The sequence below is a fragment of the Pseudomonas sp. AC239 genome (genome assembly GCF_979258545.1).
This window is the reverse complement of sequence record NZ_OZ409864.1, coordinates 3,726,844-3,745,810: the sequence shown is the minus strand read 5'-3', so window position 1 is coordinate 3,745,810 and position 18,967 is coordinate 3,726,844. Positions and strand designations below refer to the sequence as shown.

20 protein-coding genes and 1 pseudogene are annotated in these 18,967 nt (G+C 60.1%); 14 read left to right on the top strand and 7 right to left on the bottom strand.

What is annotated here, in order from left to right:
- Positions 1 to 25 precede the first annotated feature (25 nt).
- A complete protein-coding gene (locus ACZ0AZ_RS17095; protein WP_463537777.1) occupies positions 26 to 394 on the bottom strand; it encodes a hypothetical protein in 369 nt (122 codons plus the stop codon).
- A 224-nt stretch (positions 395 to 618) separates the two neighbouring features.
- On the opposite strand from ACZ0AZ_RS17095, the gene ACZ0AZ_RS17090 reads away from it, so the two are divergent.
- Together ACZ0AZ_RS17090 and ACZ0AZ_RS17085 are read left to right on the top strand one after the other, a co-directional pair.
- Complete coding sequence (locus ACZ0AZ_RS17090) at positions 619 to 1,917, top strand: hypothetical protein (protein ID WP_064365440.1); 1,299 nt, start codon at positions 619 to 621, stop codon at positions 1,915 to 1,917.
- Positions 1,910 to 2,698, top strand: coding sequence for an MlaA family lipoprotein (locus ACZ0AZ_RS17085; RefSeq protein WP_024012144.1), 789 nt, complete (start codon positions 1,910 to 1,912; stop codon positions 2,696 to 2,698). The genes ACZ0AZ_RS17090 and ACZ0AZ_RS17085 overlap by 8 nt, the downstream gene beginning before the upstream one ends.
- Positions 2,699 to 2,785: 87 nt before the next feature.
- Here the strand turns inward: ACZ0AZ_RS17085 and ACZ0AZ_RS17080 are convergent, their stop codons facing one another.
- Positions 2,786 to 3,700 carry a DUF808 domain-containing protein gene (locus tag ACZ0AZ_RS17080; RefSeq protein WP_463537776.1) on the bottom strand — a complete coding sequence of 305 codons (915 nt, stop codon included), beginning with the start codon at positions 3,698 to 3,700 and terminating at the stop codon, positions 2,786 to 2,788.
- 135 nt (positions 3,701 to 3,835) lie between these two features.
- Between ACZ0AZ_RS17080 and ACZ0AZ_RS17075 the strand changes: the two genes are divergently transcribed.
- Positions 3,836 to 4,444 (top strand): TetR/AcrR family transcriptional regulator, encoded by a 609-nt coding sequence (locus tag ACZ0AZ_RS17075; protein WP_039763637.1) that lies wholly within the window; start codon positions 3,836 to 3,838, stop codon positions 4,442 to 4,444.
- A 102-nt stretch (positions 4,445 to 4,546) separates the two neighbouring features.
- Here ACZ0AZ_RS17075 and ACZ0AZ_RS17070 read toward each other — a convergent pair whose 3' ends face one another.
- Positions 4,547 to 5,005, bottom strand: coding sequence for an REP-associated tyrosine transposase (locus ACZ0AZ_RS17070; protein ID WP_463537775.1), 459 nt, complete (start codon positions 5,003 to 5,005; stop codon positions 4,547 to 4,549).
- Positions 5,006 to 5,217: 212 nt separating this feature from the next.
- Positions 5,218 to 5,658, bottom strand: coding sequence for a GlcG/HbpS family heme-binding protein (locus ACZ0AZ_RS17065; RefSeq protein WP_039763634.1), 441 nt, complete (start codon positions 5,656 to 5,658; stop codon positions 5,218 to 5,220).
- 268 nt (positions 5,659 to 5,926) lie between these two features.
- On the opposite strand from ACZ0AZ_RS17065, the gene gcl reads away from it, so the two are divergent.
- The 9 genes from gcl to ACZ0AZ_RS17020 all read left to right on the top strand — a co-directional run bounded on the left by gcl (position 5,927) and on the right by ACZ0AZ_RS17020 (position 16,983).
- Positions 5,927 to 7,702 carry a glyoxylate carboligase gene (gcl, locus tag ACZ0AZ_RS17060; RefSeq protein WP_016771026.1) on the top strand — a complete coding sequence of 592 codons (1,776 nt, stop codon included), beginning with the start codon at positions 5,927 to 5,929 and terminating at the stop codon, positions 7,700 to 7,702.
- A gap of 210 nt (positions 7,703 to 7,912) precedes the next feature.
- A complete protein-coding gene (gene hyi, locus ACZ0AZ_RS17055; RefSeq protein ID WP_056783872.1) occupies positions 7,913 to 8,695 on the top strand; it encodes a hydroxypyruvate isomerase in 783 nt (260 codons plus the stop codon).
- Between the two features lie 119 nt (positions 8,696 to 8,814).
- A complete protein-coding gene (locus ACZ0AZ_RS17050) occupies positions 8,815 to 9,708 on the top strand; it encodes a 2-hydroxy-3-oxopropionate reductase (RefSeq protein WP_016771028.1) in 894 nt (297 codons plus the stop codon).
- A 160-nt stretch (positions 9,709 to 9,868) separates the two neighbouring features.
- Positions 9,869 to 11,143, top strand: a complete 1,275-nt coding sequence (locus ACZ0AZ_RS17045) for a glycerate kinase type-2 family protein (RefSeq protein ID WP_463537774.1) — start codon at positions 9,869 to 9,871, stop codon at positions 11,141 to 11,143.
- The gene (gene pyk / locus ACZ0AZ_RS17040; protein ID WP_073472724.1) at positions 11,140 to 12,555 is read left to right on the top strand and encodes a pyruvate kinase; all 1,416 of its coding nucleotides are present in this window, start codon (positions 11,140 to 11,142) and stop codon (positions 12,553 to 12,555) included. Before ACZ0AZ_RS17045 ends, pyk begins: the two co-directional genes overlap by 4 nt.
- A gap of 211 nt (positions 12,556 to 12,766) precedes the next feature.
- Positions 12,767 to 13,681: an urea transporter gene (locus ACZ0AZ_RS17035; RefSeq protein WP_463537773.1), complete on the top strand. Its 915-nt coding sequence runs from the start codon at positions 12,767 to 12,769 to the stop codon at positions 13,679 to 13,681.
- Positions 13,682 to 13,702: 21 nt separating this feature from the next.
- A complete protein-coding gene (locus tag ACZ0AZ_RS17030; protein WP_039763624.1) occupies positions 13,703 to 14,527 on the top strand; it encodes an ion transporter in 825 nt (274 codons plus the stop codon).
- 102 nt (positions 14,528 to 14,629) lie between these two features.
- Positions 14,630 to 15,628, top strand: coding sequence for a sulfate ABC transporter substrate-binding protein (locus ACZ0AZ_RS17025; RefSeq protein WP_042607566.1), 999 nt, complete (start codon positions 14,630 to 14,632; stop codon positions 15,626 to 15,628).
- Positions 15,629 to 15,795: 167 nt separating this feature from the next.
- Complete coding sequence (locus tag ACZ0AZ_RS17020) at positions 15,796 to 16,983, top strand: MFS transporter (RefSeq protein ID WP_463537772.1); 1,188 nt, start codon at positions 15,796 to 15,798, stop codon at positions 16,981 to 16,983.
- A gap of 50 nt (positions 16,984 to 17,033) precedes the next feature.
- On the opposite strand, the gene ACZ0AZ_RS17015 is transcribed toward ACZ0AZ_RS17020, so the two are convergent.
- Together ACZ0AZ_RS17015 and ACZ0AZ_RS17010 are read right to left on the bottom strand one after the other, a co-directional pair.
- On the bottom strand, positions 17,034 to 17,438 hold the full coding sequence (locus ACZ0AZ_RS17015; protein WP_016771035.1) for a type II toxin-antitoxin system HicB family antitoxin: 405 nt from the start codon (positions 17,436 to 17,438) through the stop codon (positions 17,034 to 17,036).
- Positions 17,438 to 17,650, bottom strand: a complete 213-nt coding sequence (locus tag ACZ0AZ_RS17010; protein WP_076566640.1) for a type II toxin-antitoxin system HicA family toxin — start codon at positions 17,648 to 17,650, stop codon at positions 17,438 to 17,440. The genes ACZ0AZ_RS17015 and ACZ0AZ_RS17010 overlap by 1 nt, the downstream gene beginning before the upstream one ends.
- A 183-nt stretch (positions 17,651 to 17,833) precedes the next feature.
- On the opposite strand from ACZ0AZ_RS17010, the gene ACZ0AZ_RS17005 reads away from it, so the two are divergent.
- Positions 17,834 to 18,301: a helix-turn-helix domain-containing protein gene (locus tag ACZ0AZ_RS17005; protein WP_463537771.1), complete on the top strand. Its 468-nt coding sequence runs from the start codon at positions 17,834 to 17,836 to the stop codon at positions 18,299 to 18,301.
- Positions 18,298 to 18,372 (top strand): annotated as a pseudogene (locus tag ACZ0AZ_RS17000) (PIN domain-containing protein); the annotation flags it as partial. The gene ACZ0AZ_RS17005 and the pseudogene ACZ0AZ_RS17000, both read left to right, overlap by 4 nt.
- Positions 18,373 to 18,556: 184 nt before the next feature.
- Here the strand turns inward: ACZ0AZ_RS17000 and ACZ0AZ_RS16995 are convergent.
- The gene (locus ACZ0AZ_RS16995; protein ID WP_073472737.1) at positions 18,557 to 18,961 is read right to left on the bottom strand and encodes a hypothetical protein; all 405 of its coding nucleotides are present in this window, start codon (positions 18,959 to 18,961) and stop codon (positions 18,557 to 18,559) included.
- Between the last annotated feature and the right edge of the window lie 6 nt (positions 18,962 to 18,967).

Sequence of the window (18,967 nt, the reverse complement as noted above, 5' to 3'; positions counted from 1 at the left end):
CGGGCTTGCCCGCGATGACTGACTGTCAGGCGCTGCGGGACTCGCGGACCAGACGCAACCCGGCAATCACCACCGCAAACACCGCCAACGTCGTGTTGTACAACGCCAATGCCGGCAGGCCGAACACCAGCGCCAGCACCGCCAGCCACCACCCTGCCCGTCCCGGCACGACAAACGCCAATACCGCCGCGCCCACCGCCGCCCAGCCCAACACCTTGAAATGAATCATCAGCCCGAGGTTCGAGCGCACTACGCATTCCCAGCGGCTGGCCTCGTCGACACAGATGCCCACCCACTGCCCGTCTTCCATGAAGCCATAGCGCGCGGCATAACTGGCGGCCAGCCATAAAGGCAACAAAAAGAGCAGCACAATCACGGGCAAGCGGCGGGACATGGAGCACTCCAATCTGCGGAAATCGGCGGCCAGCTTAATCTGCCGACCGGCATTCGCAAGCACTAACAACTGTTAACTGTTCAGCAAGCCCTCGCAACGTGTATCGTCCAGCTACTATTACCCCGAATTCCGCCTGTTTGGTGCCGCAGCATGGCACTTTGGCGCACGGCCGGTGGTCATAGCCTGCGAACTTCAATCGGCACCTTCCTCTAAGGGATCTAGTCATGCTCCGTTCCTTGCGCTTCGCCGCGCTGTTCAGCGGCCTAATTTTGAGTGCGTCCGCGCTGGCGGTGGATATCGACGCCGCCAGCTATGGCTACCCGCTGACCAACCCGTTCGAGGCGACGATCGCCACGACGCCACCGGACCTGCGTCCGGAATTGCCGCTGGACGATGACATCACTCAATCGGATCGCAGCCTCACCCTGCGTCCGGAGCGCGAGTTCCAGCTGCCGGACAATTTCTGGGCAGTCAAAAAACTCACCTACCGCATCGCCACCCAGGACAAGCCGGCGCCGCTGATCTTCCTGATCGCCGGCACCGGCGCGCGCTTTGACAGCACGCTCAACGAATATCTGAAGAAGTTGTATTACAAGGCCGGCTACCACGTCGTGCAGTTGTCGTCGCCGACCAGCTTCGACTTCATCAGCGCCGCCTCGCGTTTCGCCACCCCGGGCGTGACCAAGGAAGACGCCGAAGACATGTACCGGGTGATGCAGGCCGTGCGGGCGCAAAACCCGAAGCTGCCGGTCACCGAGTACTACCTGACCGGTTACAGCCTCGGCGCCCTCGATGCTGCGTTCGTCGCGCATCTGGACGAGACCCGCCGCAGCTTCAATTTCAAGAAAGTCCTGTTGCTGAACCCGCCGGTCAACCTCTATACCTCGGTGACCAACCTCGACAAGCTGGTACAGACCGAGGTCAAGGGCATTAACAACAGCACCACGTTCTATGAACTGGTACTGGCCAAACTGACCCGCTACTTCCAGCAGAAAGGCTACATCGACCTCAACGATGCGCTGTTGTATGACTTCCAGCAGTCAAAACAGCACCTGACCAACGAACAGATGGCCATGCTTATCGGTACGTCGTTCCGCTTCTCGGCAGCCGACATTGCCTACACCTCGGACTTGGTCAACCGTCGCGGCCTGATCACCCCGCCGAAATTTCCGATCACTGAAGGCACCAGCCTTACGCCGTTCCTCAAGCGTGCGCTGCAATGCGATTTCGACTGCTACATCACCGAGCAGGTGATTCCGATGTGGCGCGCGCGCACCGACGGCGGCAGCCTGCTGCAACTGATCGATCAGGTCAGCCTGTATGCGCTCAAGGATTACCTGCACGACAGCCCGAAAATCGCCGTCATGCACAACGCCGACGACGTCATCCTCGGCCCTGGCGACCTGGGCTTCCTGCGTAAAACCTTCGGTGATCGCCTGACCGTTTACCCACTGGGCGGCCACTGCGGCAACCTTAACTACCGCGTCAACAGCGACGCCATGCTGGAGTTCTTCCGTGGCTAAATATCTCCTGCTGATTGCAGCGTTCCTCTGTGCAGGCGTGGCCCAGGCCGACAACAGTAAAGCCGACGCACCGGTGGTGGTCGACAGCGACGGCTTCAAGGAACCGCTGACCAAACTCAAGTTCAACCCGGGCCTGGACCAGCGTGAATTCGAGCGCTCGACGCTCAACGCGCTGAACGTGTATGACCCGCTGGAGTCGTGGAACCGCCGGGTCTACCACTTCAACTACCGCTTCGACCAGTGGGTGTTCCTGCCGGTGGTCGACGGTTACCGCTACATCACGCCAAGCTTTGTGCGTACCGGGGTGAGCAACTTCTTCAACAACATTGGCGACGTGCCGAACCTGGTCAACAGCCTGTTGCAGTTCAAGGGCCAGCGCTCGATGGAAACCACTGCGCGCCTGCTGCTCAACACCACCATCGGCATCGCCGGCCTGTGGGACCCGGCCACCGCCATGGGCCTGCCACGCCAGAACGAAGACTTCGGTCAGACGCTGGGCTTCTATGGCGTACCCGGCGGCGCCTACTTCGTACTGCCGATCTTCGGCCCGTCGAATATCCGCGACACTGCAGGTCTGGCCGTGGACTACACCGCCGACACCGCGATCAACTTCCTCAATGTCGCCGAAGTCAGCTCGAATCATCCGGAAGTCTGGGCCTTGCGTGCGATCGACAAGCGCTATCAGACCAGCTTCCGCTACGGCCAGATGAACTCGCCGTTCGAGTACGAGAAAGTGCGTTACGTTTACACCGAAGCGCGCAAGTTGCAGATTGCCGAGTAATCTCGGCGGGTACAAAAAGGGCCATTCGATGCAAGTCGAATGGCCCTTTTTTGTGGCTCAACACAAATCAGAATGTGGGTTTCATGTTCAGCCTTTGATTGCGTGCCAGAGCTTGCCCACGGCAGTCACCACGGCCAACACCACAGCCCCGGCAATAATCCCCGCAACACCATTGAGCAACATCGGCACGGCGAACCCGGCGCTCCCTGCTGCCGCGCCGACACCTTCGATCCAGTGATGCAGCACCGGCACGCCATGGGTCAGGATGCCGCCGCCAACCAGGAACATCGCCGCCGTGCCGACCACCGATAGGGTTTTCATCATGTACGGCGCGGCGCTGAGAATGCCGCCGCCGATCTTTTTCGCCATCTGCCCGGGTTTCTGCGTCAGCCACAGGCCCAGATCGTCGAGCTTGACGATACCCGCCACCAAACCGTAAACGCCGACGGTCATGACGATGGCGATACCAGACATGACCACCACTTGCTGAGTCAGCGAGGCATCTGCCACGGTGCCGAGGGTGATGGCGATGATTTCTGCCGAAAGGATAAAGTCTGTGCGGATCGCGCCTTTGATCTTGTCCTTCTCGTACGCCACCAGATCGGTGGCCGGGTCGGCGACGGCTTCGGTCAGCTGCGCATGCCCGGCTTCGTCTTGCTCTTTGCTGTGCAGGAACTTGTGCGCGAGTTTCTCGAAACCCTCGAAGCACAAATACGCACCGCCGACCATCAACAGCGGCGTTACCAGCCATGGTACGAAGGCGCTGATCGCCAGCGCCGACGGCACGAGGATCAGCTTGTTGACGAACGAGCCCTTGGCCACCGCCCAGACCACGGGAATTTCCCGCTCGGCGCGCACGCCCGAAACCTGCTGGGCATTGAGCGCCAGATCGTCACCGAGTACCCCGGCGGTCTTCTTCGCGGCCATTTTGCTCATCAACGCCACGTCATCCAGCACGGTGGCAATGTCGTCGACCAGCACCAGCAAACTGCTTCCTGCCATGAATCCTGTTTCCTTCTGTGTATGAATGTTGCCAAGCATAACGCGACCGCCGGCCACAGGCTGCATTGTTGAGCGCCGCTCAAGGCCGGTGCTACCATGCGCCACCGCCAGAACAGGCAAGGAACCACCGGGTTTATGAGCACAATCCGCGAGCGTAACAAAGAACTGATCCTGCGCGCCGCCAGCGAAGAGTTTGCCGACAAGGGCTTCGCGGCGACCAAAACCAGCGACATCGCCGCCAAGGCGGGATTGCCCAAGCCCAACGTCTACTACTACTTCAAATCCAAGGAAAACCTCTACCGCGAGGTGCTGGAAAGCATCATCGAGCCGATTTTGCAGGCCTCGACCCCGTTCAACCCGGACGGCGTGCCGAGCGAGGTGCTGAGCGGCTACATCCGCTCCAAAATCCGCATCTCCCGCGACCTGCCCTACGCCTCCAAAGTGTTCGCCAGTGAAATCATGCACGGCGCCCCGCACCTGAGCGCCGACCTGGTCGAGCAGCTCAACGCCCAGGCCAAGCACAACATCGCCTGCATCCAGAGCTGGATCGACCGCGGCCAGATCGCCCCGATCGACCCCAACCACCTGATGTTCAGCATCTGGGCCGCGACCCAGACCTACGCCGACTTCGACTGGCAGATTTCTGCAGTCACCGGGAAAGACAAACTCGATGAAGCCGATTATGAAGCGGCGGCGCAGACGATCATTCGGTTGGTGTTGAAGGGGTGTGAGCCGGATCACTGAGATCGGGGGAACCGCTTCGCGAGCAGGCTCGCTCCCACATTTGGAATGCATTCTCCTGTGGGAGCGAGCCTGCTCGCGAATAGCCGCACCGCAGACCTCAACTCATAACCAGATCGAATCCCACAACGGATAGTCGCCAAGGCTTTTGACCAGCCCTGCCCGCAATGGGTTGGCAATGACATACCGAGCCATCGTCACCAGATTCTCGTCTTTACGCAGTGCCCGGTCATGGAAACCAGATTGCCAAAGGCTGGTCTTTCGACCCGTAGAAAGCTTTACCGCTTTGGTGCTGAGGGATTTGGTTCGCTGCATCAATTCGCCGAGCGAGCCACTCTTCAATTCAATCAGCCAGTGAAAATGATCTGGCATTACGACCCAAGCCAGAGAATTGGCCAATCCCGTTTCCTCAGCTGCCCGGAATTGGCTTACAAGCATTCTGCCAAGGAAGAAATCGCTGAATACGGGTTCTCTCCCGGCTGTATTGGCGGTCAGAAGGTAAATGCGGTTGTGTTCTGAATAGCGTCCGATGCGCAAGCGATGTGAAGCAGATAAACCCGGCATTCCGTTGCCTTTTCATATGTTGATCATGAGAAGGCTAGCCGTGGAGATGGCGAAGAGAGCGTCAGACTTTTAGCAAGATGTGTAGCGCAGATCGTATTCGCGAGCAGGCTCGCTCCCACAGGGGCTTTCGAACACTCGAACATTTTGTGTCCAACCCAAACTCAATGTGGGAGCGAGCCTGCTCGCGAAAGCGGTTATTCAGACACTGACGTTCAAACAGCCACCCCACCATCCGCCCGCAAATCCAGCGCCTCCACCGCTCTTATCGCCACCTGCTCATCGACATCCGACAAATCCCCACTGATCCCGATCGCGCCCAGCACTTCACCGGCCTGGTTGCGAATCAGCACACCACCCGGTGCCGGCACAACGCTGCCCTGCCCCATGCTGTTCAACGAAGAAAAAAACGCCGGGCGTTGTTGGGCGTCCTGGGCGAGCAGGCGCGAACCCTTACCCAGGGCGATGGCGCCCCAGGCTTTGCCAATGGCGATGTCGGGGCGCAGCAGGCTCGCGCCGTCTTCGCGTTGCAGGGCAATCAAGTGACCACCGGCGTCGAGTACCGCGATGGTCAGCGGTGCGGCGTTGATGCCGCGTCCTGCGTTGATGGCTTCGCTGACCAGGTTGACTGCGACTTTCAAGGTTAAAGCGCTCATGGTGCCGTCCTCATTTTGTTATAGGGAAAGTCGTGGGACTGCGCGTTTGTGCCGCAGGCCGATGCCACAAATAGAACACAATGAGTTATTTTTTTGTATACAATAATTCTCGAAAAGCGCCACATGCGACGAAAAGCCACAGCACTTCGGGCTTCCGACGAATGAAACAGGCGCTTGAGAAAATGGATTGACCTGCGCCGTCCGCCGTGAATACACTCTGCGCAAAGCCACTTGTATACAATTACAAAACGTAAAGAGGCACAAAACCATGAGCAAAATGAGAGCAATCGAAGCCGCCGTTCTGGTGATGCGCCGCGAAGGGGTTGATACCGCTTTTGGCATCCCGGGCGCAGCGATCAACCCGCTGTACTCCGCCTTGCAGAAGGTCGGTGGCATCGATCACGTCCTTGCTCGCCACGTTGAAGGCGCCTCGCACATGGCCGAGGGCTACACCCGCACCAAGGCCGGCAACATCGGCGTGTGCATCGGCACGTCCGGCCCGGCCGGCACCGACATGGTCACCGGGCTCTACAGCGCCTCGGCCGACTCGATTCCAATCCTCTGCATCACCGGCCAGGCACCCCGCGCCCGTATGCACAAGGAAGACTTCCAGGCTGTCGACATCACCAGCATCGTCAAGCCAGTGACCAAGTGGGCGACCACCGTTCTGGAGCCGGGCCAGGTGCCTTACGCGTTCCAGAAAGCCTTTTATGAAATGCGCTCCGGTCGCCCAGGCCCGGTGCTGATCGACCTGCCGTTCGACGTGCAGATGGCCGAGATCGAATTCGACATCGACGCTTACCAACCGCTGCCACTGGCCAAACCGACCGCGACCCGCGTGCAGGTCGAGAAGGCTCTGGCCCTGCTGGATCAGGCCGAGCGTCCATTGCTGGTCGCCGGTGGTGGCATCATCAACGCCGATGCCAGCGACCTGCTGGTCGAGTTCGCCGAGCTGACCGGCATCCCGGTTATCCCGACCCTGATGGGCTGGGGCACCATCCCTGACGATCACCCGTTGATGGTCGGCATGGTTGGCCTGCAGACTTCGCACCGTTACGGCAACGCGACGATGTTGAAATCCGACGTAGTGCTGGGCATCGGTAACCGTTGGGCCAACCGTCACACCGGTTCGGTTGACGTGTACACCGAAGGTCGCAAGTTCATTCACGTCGACATCGAAGGCACGCAGATCGGTCGCGTATTCACCCCGGATCTGGGCATCGTTTCCGACGCCGCGGCAGCGCTGACCGTGTTCATCGAAGTCGCCCGTGAATGGCAAGCCGCCGGCAAGCTGAAGAACCGCAGCGCCTGGCTGCAGGATTGCCAGCAGCGCAAGGCCAGCCTGCATCGCAAGACTCACTTCGACAACGTGCCGGTCAAGCCGCAGCGCGTTTACGAAGAAATGAACCAGGTGTTCGGCAAGGACACCTGCTACGTCAGCACCATTGGTCTGTCGCAAATTGCCGGCGCGCAGTTCCTGCACGTCTACAAGCCGCGTCACTGGATCAACTGCGGTCAGGCCGGCCCGTTGGGCTGGACCATTCCGGCGGCGCTGGGCGTGGTGAAGGCCGATCCGAACCGCAAAGTCGTGGCCCTGTCGGGGGACTATGATTTTCAGTTCATGATCGAAGAACTGGCGGTCGGCGCTCAGTTCAAACTGCCTTACATCCACGTCGTGGTGAACAACTCGTACCTGGGCCTGATCCGTCAGGCCCAGCGCGGGTTCGAAATGGACTACTGCGTACAGCTGTCCTTCGATAACCTCAACGCGCCGGAACTCAACGGTTACGGGGTTGACCACATCGCAGTCGCCGAAGGCCTCGGCTGCAAGGCGCTGCGTGTGTTCGAACCGTCGGAAATCGCCCCTGCGCTGCGCAAGGCCGAACAGATGATCGAAGAGTTCAAGGTGCCGGTGATCGTCGAGATCATTCTGGAGCGTGTGACCAACATCTCCATGGGTACCGAGATCAACGCGGTCAACGAGTTCGAAGACCTGGCACTGGTCGGCAATGACGCGCCGACGGCGATTTCGATGTTGGATTAACTGCTGACTGCTCTCCCTGCGGGAGCGAGCCTGTGTGGTGAGGGGATTTATCCCCGTTAGGGCGCGAAGCGGCCTCAAAACCTGAAACCGCGGCGTATCAGGTACACCGCATACAATGGTTTACGACTGCTTCGCAGCCGAACGGGGATAAATCCCCTCGCCACAGCTCGCTCCCCCAGGGGATCCTCACAAGATTTACGGGAGACCACCATGCCGCGTTTCGCAGCCAACCTGTCCATGCTGTTCACCGAACAGGATTTCCTTGCCCGTTTCGACGCCGCCGCCAAGGCCGGTTTCAGTGGCGTGGAATACCTGTTCCCGTACGACTTCAGCTCGGCTGAAATCAAGGCAAAACTCGAGGCCAACGGGCTGACCCAAGTGCTGTTCAACCTGCCGGCCGGTGACTGGGCCAAGGGCGAGCGCGGTATCGCGTGCCTGCCGGATCGTGTTGAAGAATTCCGCGCCGGGGTCGATCTGGCAATTGCCTACGCACAAGTGCTGGGCAACACCCAGGTCAACTGCCTGGCCGGTATCCGCCCGCAAGGCGTTGACGATGCCACCGTGGAAAAGACCTTCGTCGCCAACCTCAAATACGCCGCCGACAAGCTGCAAGCGGTGGGCATCAAACTGGTGATGGAAGCGATCAACACCCGCGACATTCCCGGTTTCTACCTGAACAACACGGCGCAAGCCCTGTCGATTCGCGAGCAGGTCGGCAGCGCCAATCTGTTCCTGCAATACGACATCTACCACATGCAAATCATGGAAGGCGATCTGGCCCGCACCCTGCAATCGCACCTGGGCGAGATCAACCATGTGCAGCTCGCGGACAACCCGGGGCGTAACGAGCCGGGCACCGGTGAGATCAACTACCGCTTCCTGTTCGAACACCTTGATCGCATCGGTTATCAGGGTTGGGTTGGTTGCGAGTACAAACCGCTGACCACCACCGAAGCGGGCCTGGGTTGGTTGAAATCACACAACGCAATCTGATTGACCACGCATTGCAAAAAATCTGGGGCAGCTGCGCTGCCCAACGGGGATAAATCCCCTCGCCACAAAAGCTCACCAGCCATGGGTTGGGGGCACGACAAAAACAAGAGGATTTTCTCATGGCTAAAATCGGATTCATCGGCACCGGCATCATGGGCCACCCAATGGCGGCGAACCTGCAGAAAGCCGGTCACAGCCTGTTCCTGTCGCAACACCACGACGCGGCCCCGGCCGATCTGGTCGCCGCTGGCGCCGTCGCCCTGGCCAACCCGCGTGAAGTAGCGCAGGAAGCCGAATTCATCATCGTCATGGTTCCGGACACCCCGCAAGTCGACGACGTGCTGTTTCGCGCTGACGGTGTTGCGGCCGGTATCGGTAAAGGCAAAGTGGTCATCGACATGAGCTCGATTTCGCCGACCGCGACCAAAGCCTTCGCCGCCAAGATCAACGAAAAAGGCGCGCAGTACCTCGACGCGCCAGTGTCCGGCGGTGAAGTCGGCGCCAAGGCCGCGACCCTGAGCATCATGGTCGGTGGCGACGCCGATGCCTTCGAACGCGCCCTGCCGCTGTTCCAGGCCATGGGCAAGAACATCACCCTGGTCGGCGGTAATGGCGACGGCCAGACCGCCAAAGTGGCGAACCAGATCATCGTGGCGCTGAACATCCAGGCCGTTGCCGAAGCCCTGCTGTTCGCCTCGAAAAACGGTGCCGATCCGGCCAAGGTGCGTGAAGCGCTGATGGGCGGTTTCGCTTCTTCGAAGATTCTCGAAGTGCACGGCGAGCGCATGATCAAGGGCACCTTTGACCCGGGCTTCCGCATCAGCCTGCACCAGAAGGACCTGAACCTGGCCCTGCAAGGCGCCAAGGAGCTGAACATCAACCTGCCGAACACCGCCAATGCCCAGCAAGTGTTCAGCACCTGCGCGGCCATCGGCGGCAGCAACTGGGACCACTCGGCGCTGATCAAGGGCCTTGAGCACATGGCCAATTTCTCGATTCGCGACAACAAATAAGTCACTGCCCCACCGCTTAAACCTGTGGGAGCGAGCTTGCTCGCGAAGAGGGAGTATCAGTCGACATGGATATTGACTGATCCATCGCTTTCGCGAGCAAGCTCGCTCCCACAGGGATCTCTACCGCCCTTTCGAATAACAAGAATTCCGGGAGCCCGCCATGTCGGTCGATCCGCAACAACTGCTGCGCGAGCTGTTTGCCACAGCCATCGACGCGGCCCATCCGAACCATGTCCTTGAAGCCCATTTGCCTGCCGACCGCAGTGGTCGGGTAATCGTCATCGGTGCCGGCAAAGCCGCTGCCGCCATGGCGCAGGTGGTCGAGCGTTGCTGGGAGGGTGAAGTCACCGGCCTGGTGGTGACCCGCTACGGCCACGGCGCTCCGTGCGAAAAAATCGAAGTGGTCGAAGCCGCACACCCGGTGCCGGATGCGGCCGGTCTGGCCGTGGCCAAACGCGTGCTGGAGCTGGTCAGCAACCTGACTGAAGACGACCGCGTGATCTTCCTGCTCTCCGGCGGCGGCTCTGCCCTGCTCGCCCTGCCAGCTGAAGGCATCACCCTCGCCGACAAGCAGTCGATCAACAAAGCGCTGCTGAAATCCGGCGCGACCATCGGCGAGATGAACTGCGTGCGCAAGCACCTCTCGGCGATCAAGGGCGGCCGCCTCGGCAAGGCATGCTGGCCGGCGACGGTCTACACCTACGCGATTTCCGATGTACCGGGCGACCTCGCCACCGTCATTGCCTCCGGCCCGACCGTGGCCGACCCGAGCACTTCGGCCGAAGCCCTGGCGATCATCAAGCGCTATGGCATCGACATTCCCGCCTCCGTGCGCACCTGGCTGCAAAGTCCGGAATCGGAAACCGTCAAACCCGGCGATCCGAGTCTGGCGCGCAGTCATTTCCAGTTGATCGCCCGCCCGCAGCAATCGCTCGACGCGGCTGCGGTGAAATGCCGGCAGGCCGGTTTCAGCACCTTGATTCTCGGCGACCTCGAAGGCGAGTCCCGTGAAGTGGCGAAAGTCCACGCCGGCATTGCCCGGCAGATCATCAATCACGGCCAGCCGCTGGCGGCGCCCTGCGTGATTCTCTCCGGCGGTGAAACCACGGTAACCGTGCGCGGCAATGGCCGTGGCGGGCGTAACGCCGAATTCCTCCTCAGCCTGACCGACAGCCTCAAGGGCCAGCCCGGCGTCTATGCGCTGGCCGGCGACACCGATGGCATCGACGGCTCGGAAGACAACGCCGGCGCGATCATGACCCCGGACAGCTACGCCCGCGCCGCCGCACTGGGTCTGAGCGCCAGCGACGAGCTGGATAACAACAACGGCTACGGCTACTTCCAGGCGCTCGATGCGCTGATCGTCACCGAGCCGACCCGCACTAACGTCAACGACTTCCGCGCCATTCTGATCCTTGAGAACTGCAAATCATGACGCCTGATAAAAAGGTCAAAATCCTCGCCACCCTCGGCCCCGCCGTCGATGGTATCGACGACATCCGCGAGCTGGTCGAGGCCGGGGTCAACATCTTCCGCCTGAATTTCAGCCATGGTGATCACGCCGACCACGCCAAGCGCTATCAGTGGATCCGCGAAGTCGAGCGCCAGCTCAACTACCCGCTGGGCATTCTGATGGACTTGCAGGGGCCGAAACTGCGCGTCGGCAAGTTCGCTGACGGCAAGGTGCAGTTGCATCGCGGTCAGGCGTTCCGCCTCGATCTCGATACGACAGCGGGCGATGAGCGCCGGGTCAACCTGCCGCATCCGGAGATCATTGCCGCGCTGGAAGCGGGCATGGATCTGCTGCTCGACGACGGCAAGCTGCGTCTGCGCGTGGTCACCAAGTACGCCGATGCAATCGACACCACCGTGCTCAACGGCGGCGAACTGTCTGATCGCAAAGGTGTGAACGTGCCGCAAGCGGTGCTCGACCTCAGCCCGCTGACCGCCAAGGATCGCCGCGATTTGAGCTTCGGTCTGGAACTGGGGGTGGATTGGGTCGCGCTGTCGTTCGTGCAGCGCCCGCAGGACATTGTCGAAGCCCGCGCATTGATCGGCGACAAAGCCTTTCTGATGGCGAAAATCGAAAAGCCTTCGGCGGTCGAGCAATTGCGTGAGATTGCTGAGTTGAGCGACGCCATCATGGTCGCTCGCGGTGATCTTGGTGTGGAAGTGCCGGCGGAAAGCGTGCCGCAGATTCAGAAAAACATCATCACCACCTGCCGTGCGCTGGGCAAACCGGTGGTGGTGGCGACGCAGATGCTCGAGTCGATGCGTTTCTCCCCTGCCCCGACCCGTGCCGAGGTGACTGACGTCGCCAACGCCGTGGCCGAAGGCGCCGATGCCGTGATGCTCTCGGCGGAGACCGCGTCCGGTGAGTACCCGCTGGAAGCCGTGCAGATGATGAGCAAGATCATCCGTCAGGTTGAGAACGGCCCGGATTATCAGACCCAGCTCGACGTCAGTCGACCGAAAGCCGAGGCGACGGTTTCCGATGCGATCAGCTGTGCGATCCGCCGGATCAGCAACGTGCTGCCGGTGGCGGTGCTGGTCAATTACAGCGAGTCCGGCGCCTCGACGTTGCGCGCATCGCGGGAACGGCCGAAAGCACCGATCCTCAATCTGACGCCGAACCTGCAAACCGCGCGGCGCTTGAGCGTGGCGTGGGGCATTCATTCGGTGGTCAACGATCGCCTGCGTCAGGTCGACGAAGTCTGCTCGACGGCACTGGAGATTGCTCAGGCGCAAGGCATGGCCGAGCGTGGCGACACGCTGCTGATTACCGCTGGCGTGCCGTTCGGGCAGCCGGGGTCGACCAATTCGCTGCGCATCGAGACGTTGATTTAACCCACCCTAAAAGTGGGTGCATAAGTTTGTGGCGAGGGGATTTATCCCCGTTGGGCTGCGAAGCGGCCCCCCATCGGAGAATGCGGTTTCTCTGTGGAAACCGTCACACCCTTAAAAGCGACGACTGCTTCGCAGCCCAACGGGGATAAATCCCCTCGCTACAGCCACTTGCAAGACCTTTTGATGTTCCAACTGCCCAGATTTTCTCAACATGCCTGCCAATCACTTCAACACCCACTGCCCCGACTGGGCCGAGGCTTTGCTCAACGGTTTCAGTCAGATTTTCTTTCAGCGTCATCCGCTGTGCGGCCTGCTGTGTCTGTTGGCGATTCTGCTGACCGCGCCGGTGCTGTTCGCCGGGGCGCTGCTCGGTGGCGTTGCCGGTCTGCTCACCGCGCAGCGGCGCAACTACGCCAAGGCCGATCGCCAAGCTGGTCTGTTCAGCTACAACGGCGTGCTGCTCGGTCTGCTGCTGAGCCTGTATTTCCCTTGGTCGCCACTGCTGCCGCCGTTGATTCTTGCAGCGGGCGGCTTGAGCGCGATGCTCACTCAGCAATGGCTCAAACACGTGTACCGCAGTCGCGCCATACCGGCGTATACCTCGCCGTTCGTGGCGCTCAGCTGGGTGCTGCTGGTGTTCGCCGAACCGTCCACGCCGATGGCATCGGCCGACCTGAACACGACAAATCTGCTGGCCGCTGAACTGCGCGGATTTGGCCAGGTGATGTTTCTCGACCATCCTCTGGCCGGGGCGTTGATTGCCAGCGGTTTGCTGCTTGCCGATCGTCGCGCGTTCTGCTGGGCACTGCTGGCTTCGGCGATCGGCCTGGGCTCGAGTCTGCTGCACCACGAGACGTCCGCCGCACTGCTCGGGCTCGGTGGCTACAACGCCGTACTCGCCGCCCTCGCCTTCAGCGCTCAGCGACAAAATCCGTGGCTGCCGCTGCTCGCCATTGTCCTGGCGCTGCTGGTGACACCGCTGTTTGCTGCCCTTGGATTGGCGACGCTCACCGCACCGTTCATCCTCGCCTGCTGGCTGATCCGCGTCGGCATTCAGATGCTTGGCAAAGCGTCGCTGGCGCATGAGCCTTGCGCTCACGAGGAGAATCACCCTAGGCTGCGCTGATCTTCGATTCAGGCGTTATCCATGGACAGCAGCAACAATTGGCGCGAACGGCTTTACGTCATGATTTTCCAGAGCGACACCCCGGCCGGGCGTCGCTTCGACGGCATCCTGCTGTTGATCATCCTCGCCAGTCTGGTGATCGTGATGCTCGACAGTATCGACAGCATTCACCGCAATTACGCCGACGTTCTGGCCTATATCGAGTGGGGCTTCACGGCGATCTTCCTCGGCGAATACATCCTGCGTCTGTACTGCTCGCCCAAGCCGTTGCGCTATGCCTTCAGCTTCTACGGGCTGGTGGATCTGCTGGCGATCGTGCCGGGCATCCTCGCGCTGTATTACAGCGATGCGCAGTATCTGCTGATCATCCGCATCATTCGGATGCTGCGGATTTTCCGCGTGCTCAAGCTCAGCCCGTATCTCAAACAAGCCAACTATCTGATGTCGGCGCTGCGTGGCAGCAAGCAGAAAATCGTCGTGTTTCTGGTCAGCGTGTGCACCCTGGTGACGGTGTTCGGCACGCTGATGTACGTGATCGAAGGCCCGGAGCATGGCTTCACCAGTATTCCCAAGGGCATTTATTGGGCAATCGTGACCTTGACCACTGTCGGCTTCGGCGACATCGTGCCGAAGACGCCGCTGGGCCAGGTGATTTCCTCGCTGGTGATGATCACCGGTTACTCGATCATCGCCGTGCCCACGGGGATCTTTACCGCAGAGCTGGCCAACGCCATGCGCGGCGAACAGCTGCAACATGACTGCCCGGGCTGCCAGAAAAAGAACCATGAACAGAGCGCAGCGTTCTGTTCGCGCTGCGGCAGTCAGCTGTTCAAGAAAGTGGAATAAGCACAGAGCTTTTTAATCTTTAAGCGACTATGCGAGGCCCGCTATAGTCGCTGGCAAATGGCCTCATTTGATACAACACCCCCACAGAACAAGGAATGCGCAGTGAAAAAACTCTTTGGCGCCTCACTTCTCGCCGCCGGCCTGGCCTTGGCCAACATCGCTCAGGCGGCACCGACGCTGCTTAACGTTTCCTACGACGTGATGCGCGATTTCTACAAGGACTACAACACTGCGTTCCAGAAGCACTGGCAGGCCGAGCACAAGGAAAACATCACCGTGCAGATGTCCTTCGGCGGCTCGAGCAAGCAGGCGCGCTCGGTAATCGACGGCCTGCCGGCTGACGTTATTACCATGAACATGGCCACCGACATCAACGCCCTTGCCGACAACGGCAAACTGGTCCCCGACAATTGGGTCACGCGCCTGCCGAACAACAGCGCGCCGTTTACCTCGGCGACGGTGTTCATCGTCCGCAAGGGCAACCCGAAAGCGCTGAAAGACTGGCCGGACTTGCTCAAGGACGGCGTACAGGTGATTGTGCCGAACCCGAAAACCTCGGGTAACGGCCGCTACACCTACCTGTCAGCCTGGGGCTATGTGCTGAAAAACGGTGGTGACGAGAACAAGGCCAAGGACTTCGTCGGCAAGCTGTTCAAGCAGGCGCCGGTACTCGACACCGGTGGCCGCGCCGCTACCACCACGTTCATGACCAACCAGATCGGCGACGTGCTGGTGACCTTTGAAAACGAAGCGGAAATGATCGCTCGCGAGTTCGGCCGCGATCAATTCGAAGTCATCTACCCAAGCGTCTCCGCCGAAGCCGAGCCGCCGGTTTCGGTGGTCGACAAAGTCGTCGACAAAAAAGGCTCGCGCGCTGCGGCTGACGAGTATCTGAAGTACCTGTGGTCGCCGGAAGGCCAGGAAATTGCGGCGGCCAACTACCTGCGCCCGCGTGACCCGGCGGTGCTGGCGAAGTACACCGACCGTTTCCCGAAAGTCGACTTCCTTTCGGTGGAGAAGACGTTTGGTGACTGGCGCACGGTGCAGAAGACTCACTTTAATGATGGTGGGGTTTTCGATCAGATTTATAGCGGGCAGTAAGGCTTGACCTGAAAAATCAAAAGGCGACCCACCAAGGTCGCCTTTTTGTTGCACGGCAATACCGGTCATTACACTGCGTAATAACAGTTATCATCCGAAAACGTCTTCTGCCAGTCCACATTGTCCATTAGCCTCAGCCCTTTCCTGTGCCCGACCCGAGATTCCCTATGACCACCACTCCTCACGCAATGACCCGAGGCATGGTCTTGCTGTTCGCGTTCTGCTGCGGCGCCATCGTTGCCAACATCTACTACGCACAACCGATCATCGGTCTCATCGCGCCGGACATCGGCCTCTCCGACACCATGGCCAGTTTCATCGTTTCGCTGACGCAGATCGGCTATGCGTTGGGCCTGTTCTTTCTGGTGCCGCTGGGGGATCTGCTGGAAAACCGGCGGCTGATGATCATCACCACGCTGGTCGCGATTGCCAGTCTCCTGGGCGCAGCGTTTACCGAGCAACCCAACGTGTTTTTGCTGATCTCGTTGCTGGTCGGCTTCAGCTCGGTGTCGGTGCAGATCCTGATTCCGCTGGCCGCGCATCTGGCGCCGGAAGAGTCCCGTGGTCGCGTGGTGGGTGGGATCATGGGCGGTTTGCTGCTGGGTATTCTGTTGGCGCGACCGGTGTCGAGTGTGGTCGCCGACCACTTCGGCTGGCGCGCCATGTTCATGATCGCCGCAGCGTTGATGGCAGCGATCAGCGTAGTGCTGGCGCTGACCGTGCCCAAGCGCCAGCCGGATCACAGCGCTACATACGGCCAACTGATCGGCTCGCTGTGGACGCTGTTGCGCCAGCAAGCGGTGCTGCGTCAGCGAGCGTTTTATCAGGGCTGCATGTTCGCCACGTTCAGCCTGTTCTGGACCGCCGTGCCACTGGAACTGGCACGTAACCATGGCCTGTCGCAAAGCGAAATCGCAATCTTCGCTCTGGTGGGCGCCATCGGTGCCATCGCCGCGCCAATCAGCGGCCGCCTCGCCGATGCCGGTCACACACGCATCGCCTCGCTGCTGGCCATGCTGTTTGCCAGCCTGAGCTTCCTGCCCGCCTTCATCCACCCGGCCTACAGCGTTATCGGCCTGGCCGTGACCGGCGTGGTGCTGGACTTCTGCGTACAGATGAACATGGTCCTGGGCCAACGCGCGGTGTACTCGCTGGACGCGAAAAGTCGTGGTCGTTTGAACGCGCTGTACATGACCAGCATCTTCATCGGCGGCGCCTTCGGCTCCTCCGTGGCCAGCGCGGTGTACGAGCATGGCGGCTGGTTGTGGATCGTGATTGTCGGCAGCATCTTTCCGTTGTTGGCGTTGGTGCGGTTTTTGAGTGTTTCACGACGCGCTTCATTGGCCACGGCTTAAGGGCGTCAAAAGCTTCGCGAGCAGGCTCGCTCCCGCAATTGGACGTACCTTCAATACCGAACCAGTTTCTCCATCGCCGCATCCGCCAGAAACGAGGAGCGGCTTTTGACGTTGTGCTCGCGTACATAGCGATCAATACGCTGAATGACATAGCCGGGCAGCGTAACGTTGACCTTTTCGGTCTTGCCCAGGTACGGCGAGATATCCAGCTCCAGCATGCCCCAGCCCATCTCGGCAAAATCCGGATGATTGCGATGCGCCGCTGCCGAGGTCGGCATCGGAATCGCCTGACCGGCCGCCGCGATTTCCTGCAGCATAAGGTGAGCCACTTCCACGGCCGCGTTGTAGGCCTCCTCAAAGCTGTCCCCGGCAGTGACTGCGCCGGGAATATCGGGGATCTGAATGCCGATGGCAGTGTTCTCGTCACCCCACTCGATGCAGATGGGATATTGCATTACGGATCTCCTTCATGACGGGTTGGCGGGCTGAATAACCCCGCGCGCCGCCGAATGCTTTTGACTGTCCCCAGCGGTAAATCCTTTTTCGGATGCGGGACGGCAATCGTGTTCGGGTTGTAACGATGAGTGAAGATGTGATGACTGCCGGCAACCCGATCCAGCGTCCAGCCCGCCTCCTCCAGCTCCTTCATCAATAGCCTGCTCTGCACCAACCGCCTCCTTGGCTTGGCCCATTAAAAGTAACTCTAGAGTTATCTTTACTCAAGCGCAGAATGGGGCGGAGTGATGGGTGGTTGTTTTACAGAGTATTCCTGCACCAGTTTCGTTTATTGCGAATTTCGTTTGATTCGAATAACGTCCGCAGATCTTCCTTACAATGCCGGAACAGTCTTATGACCACCGCTACTCCATCTGCCATCAATCTGCCTGTCGAACGAGAGGTCAAAGCCGCGATTGAAGGCCAGCGTGCCCTGAGCGCCTTCCTCACAACCGCTTTTGAAACTCAGCGAATCCAGATTTTTGATGAACAGAACGAAGCCCACAGCGTGGAGCTGCCAACATCGGCATTACGCTTGCTGAGCGATATCCTCGCGGCGCTGGCGCAGGGCAACGCTGTGAAGGTGGTACCGATCCACGCGGAGCTGACCACGCAGGAAGCTGCCGATCTGCTCAACGTCTCACGTCCGCACATGATCAAACTGCTGGAGAACGGTGAGATTTCCTACCACAAAACAGGCAAGCACCGACGTGTGCGTTTTGCAGATCTGATGGAATATAAAACCCGGCGAGACACCGCCAGCGAGCAGGCAATGATGCTTCTCGCGGAGCAGGCACAGGCGCTAAGGACAGGGTACGAGTGAGGCATTCCTCTTTCACTGCTGTATACGATGCATGCGTTTTATATCCGGCCCCTTTAAGAGATTTCCTGATGGCCGTCGTCGCTGCGGCTCAGAGCCAGCGACGGCAATTGAAAACGCCCACTGTGGAGGTGGACAAATATCTTGGCTTTCTCCAACGGCAAGGATTGGTCGAGTCGGTAAAGGCGTTAGGTAACTATGCGATTCTCTGAAAATCAGACGCAAAAAAAACGGCGATCCCAGGATCGCCGTTTCTCATCACTGCCCGAACTTCTTCCCCAACCCCGGCGGGACGCCGTGGATGTTGGTGTCTTCCCACGGGCCGTTGGGGCTGACCGAGCGGCTCCAGCCGTTGTTCCAGCGGTAGTAGGTGCGCTGGCGGTAGAAGGTGTTGGTCTGGTCGTCGAGGACGTAGACGCCGAGTTTCTGGTCCCAGTGGCTGTTGCCGCCCGGTGGCGGCGCGAAGCTGGCGGAGGTGCGTGGCACCGGCTTGGCGGGTTTGGCCGGGATGCTTTTGCCGGGGGTCGGCGAGGTCGACGGGGTCGGGCTCGGTTGCGAGGGCGGGATCGGTGGCAGGCTGGTGGTCGGTTCCGGGCGTTGTACCGCACATGCACTCAAGCCCAGGGCCAGTGTGAGGACTGTAATTCGGGCGATGGTGTGCATGGCGGT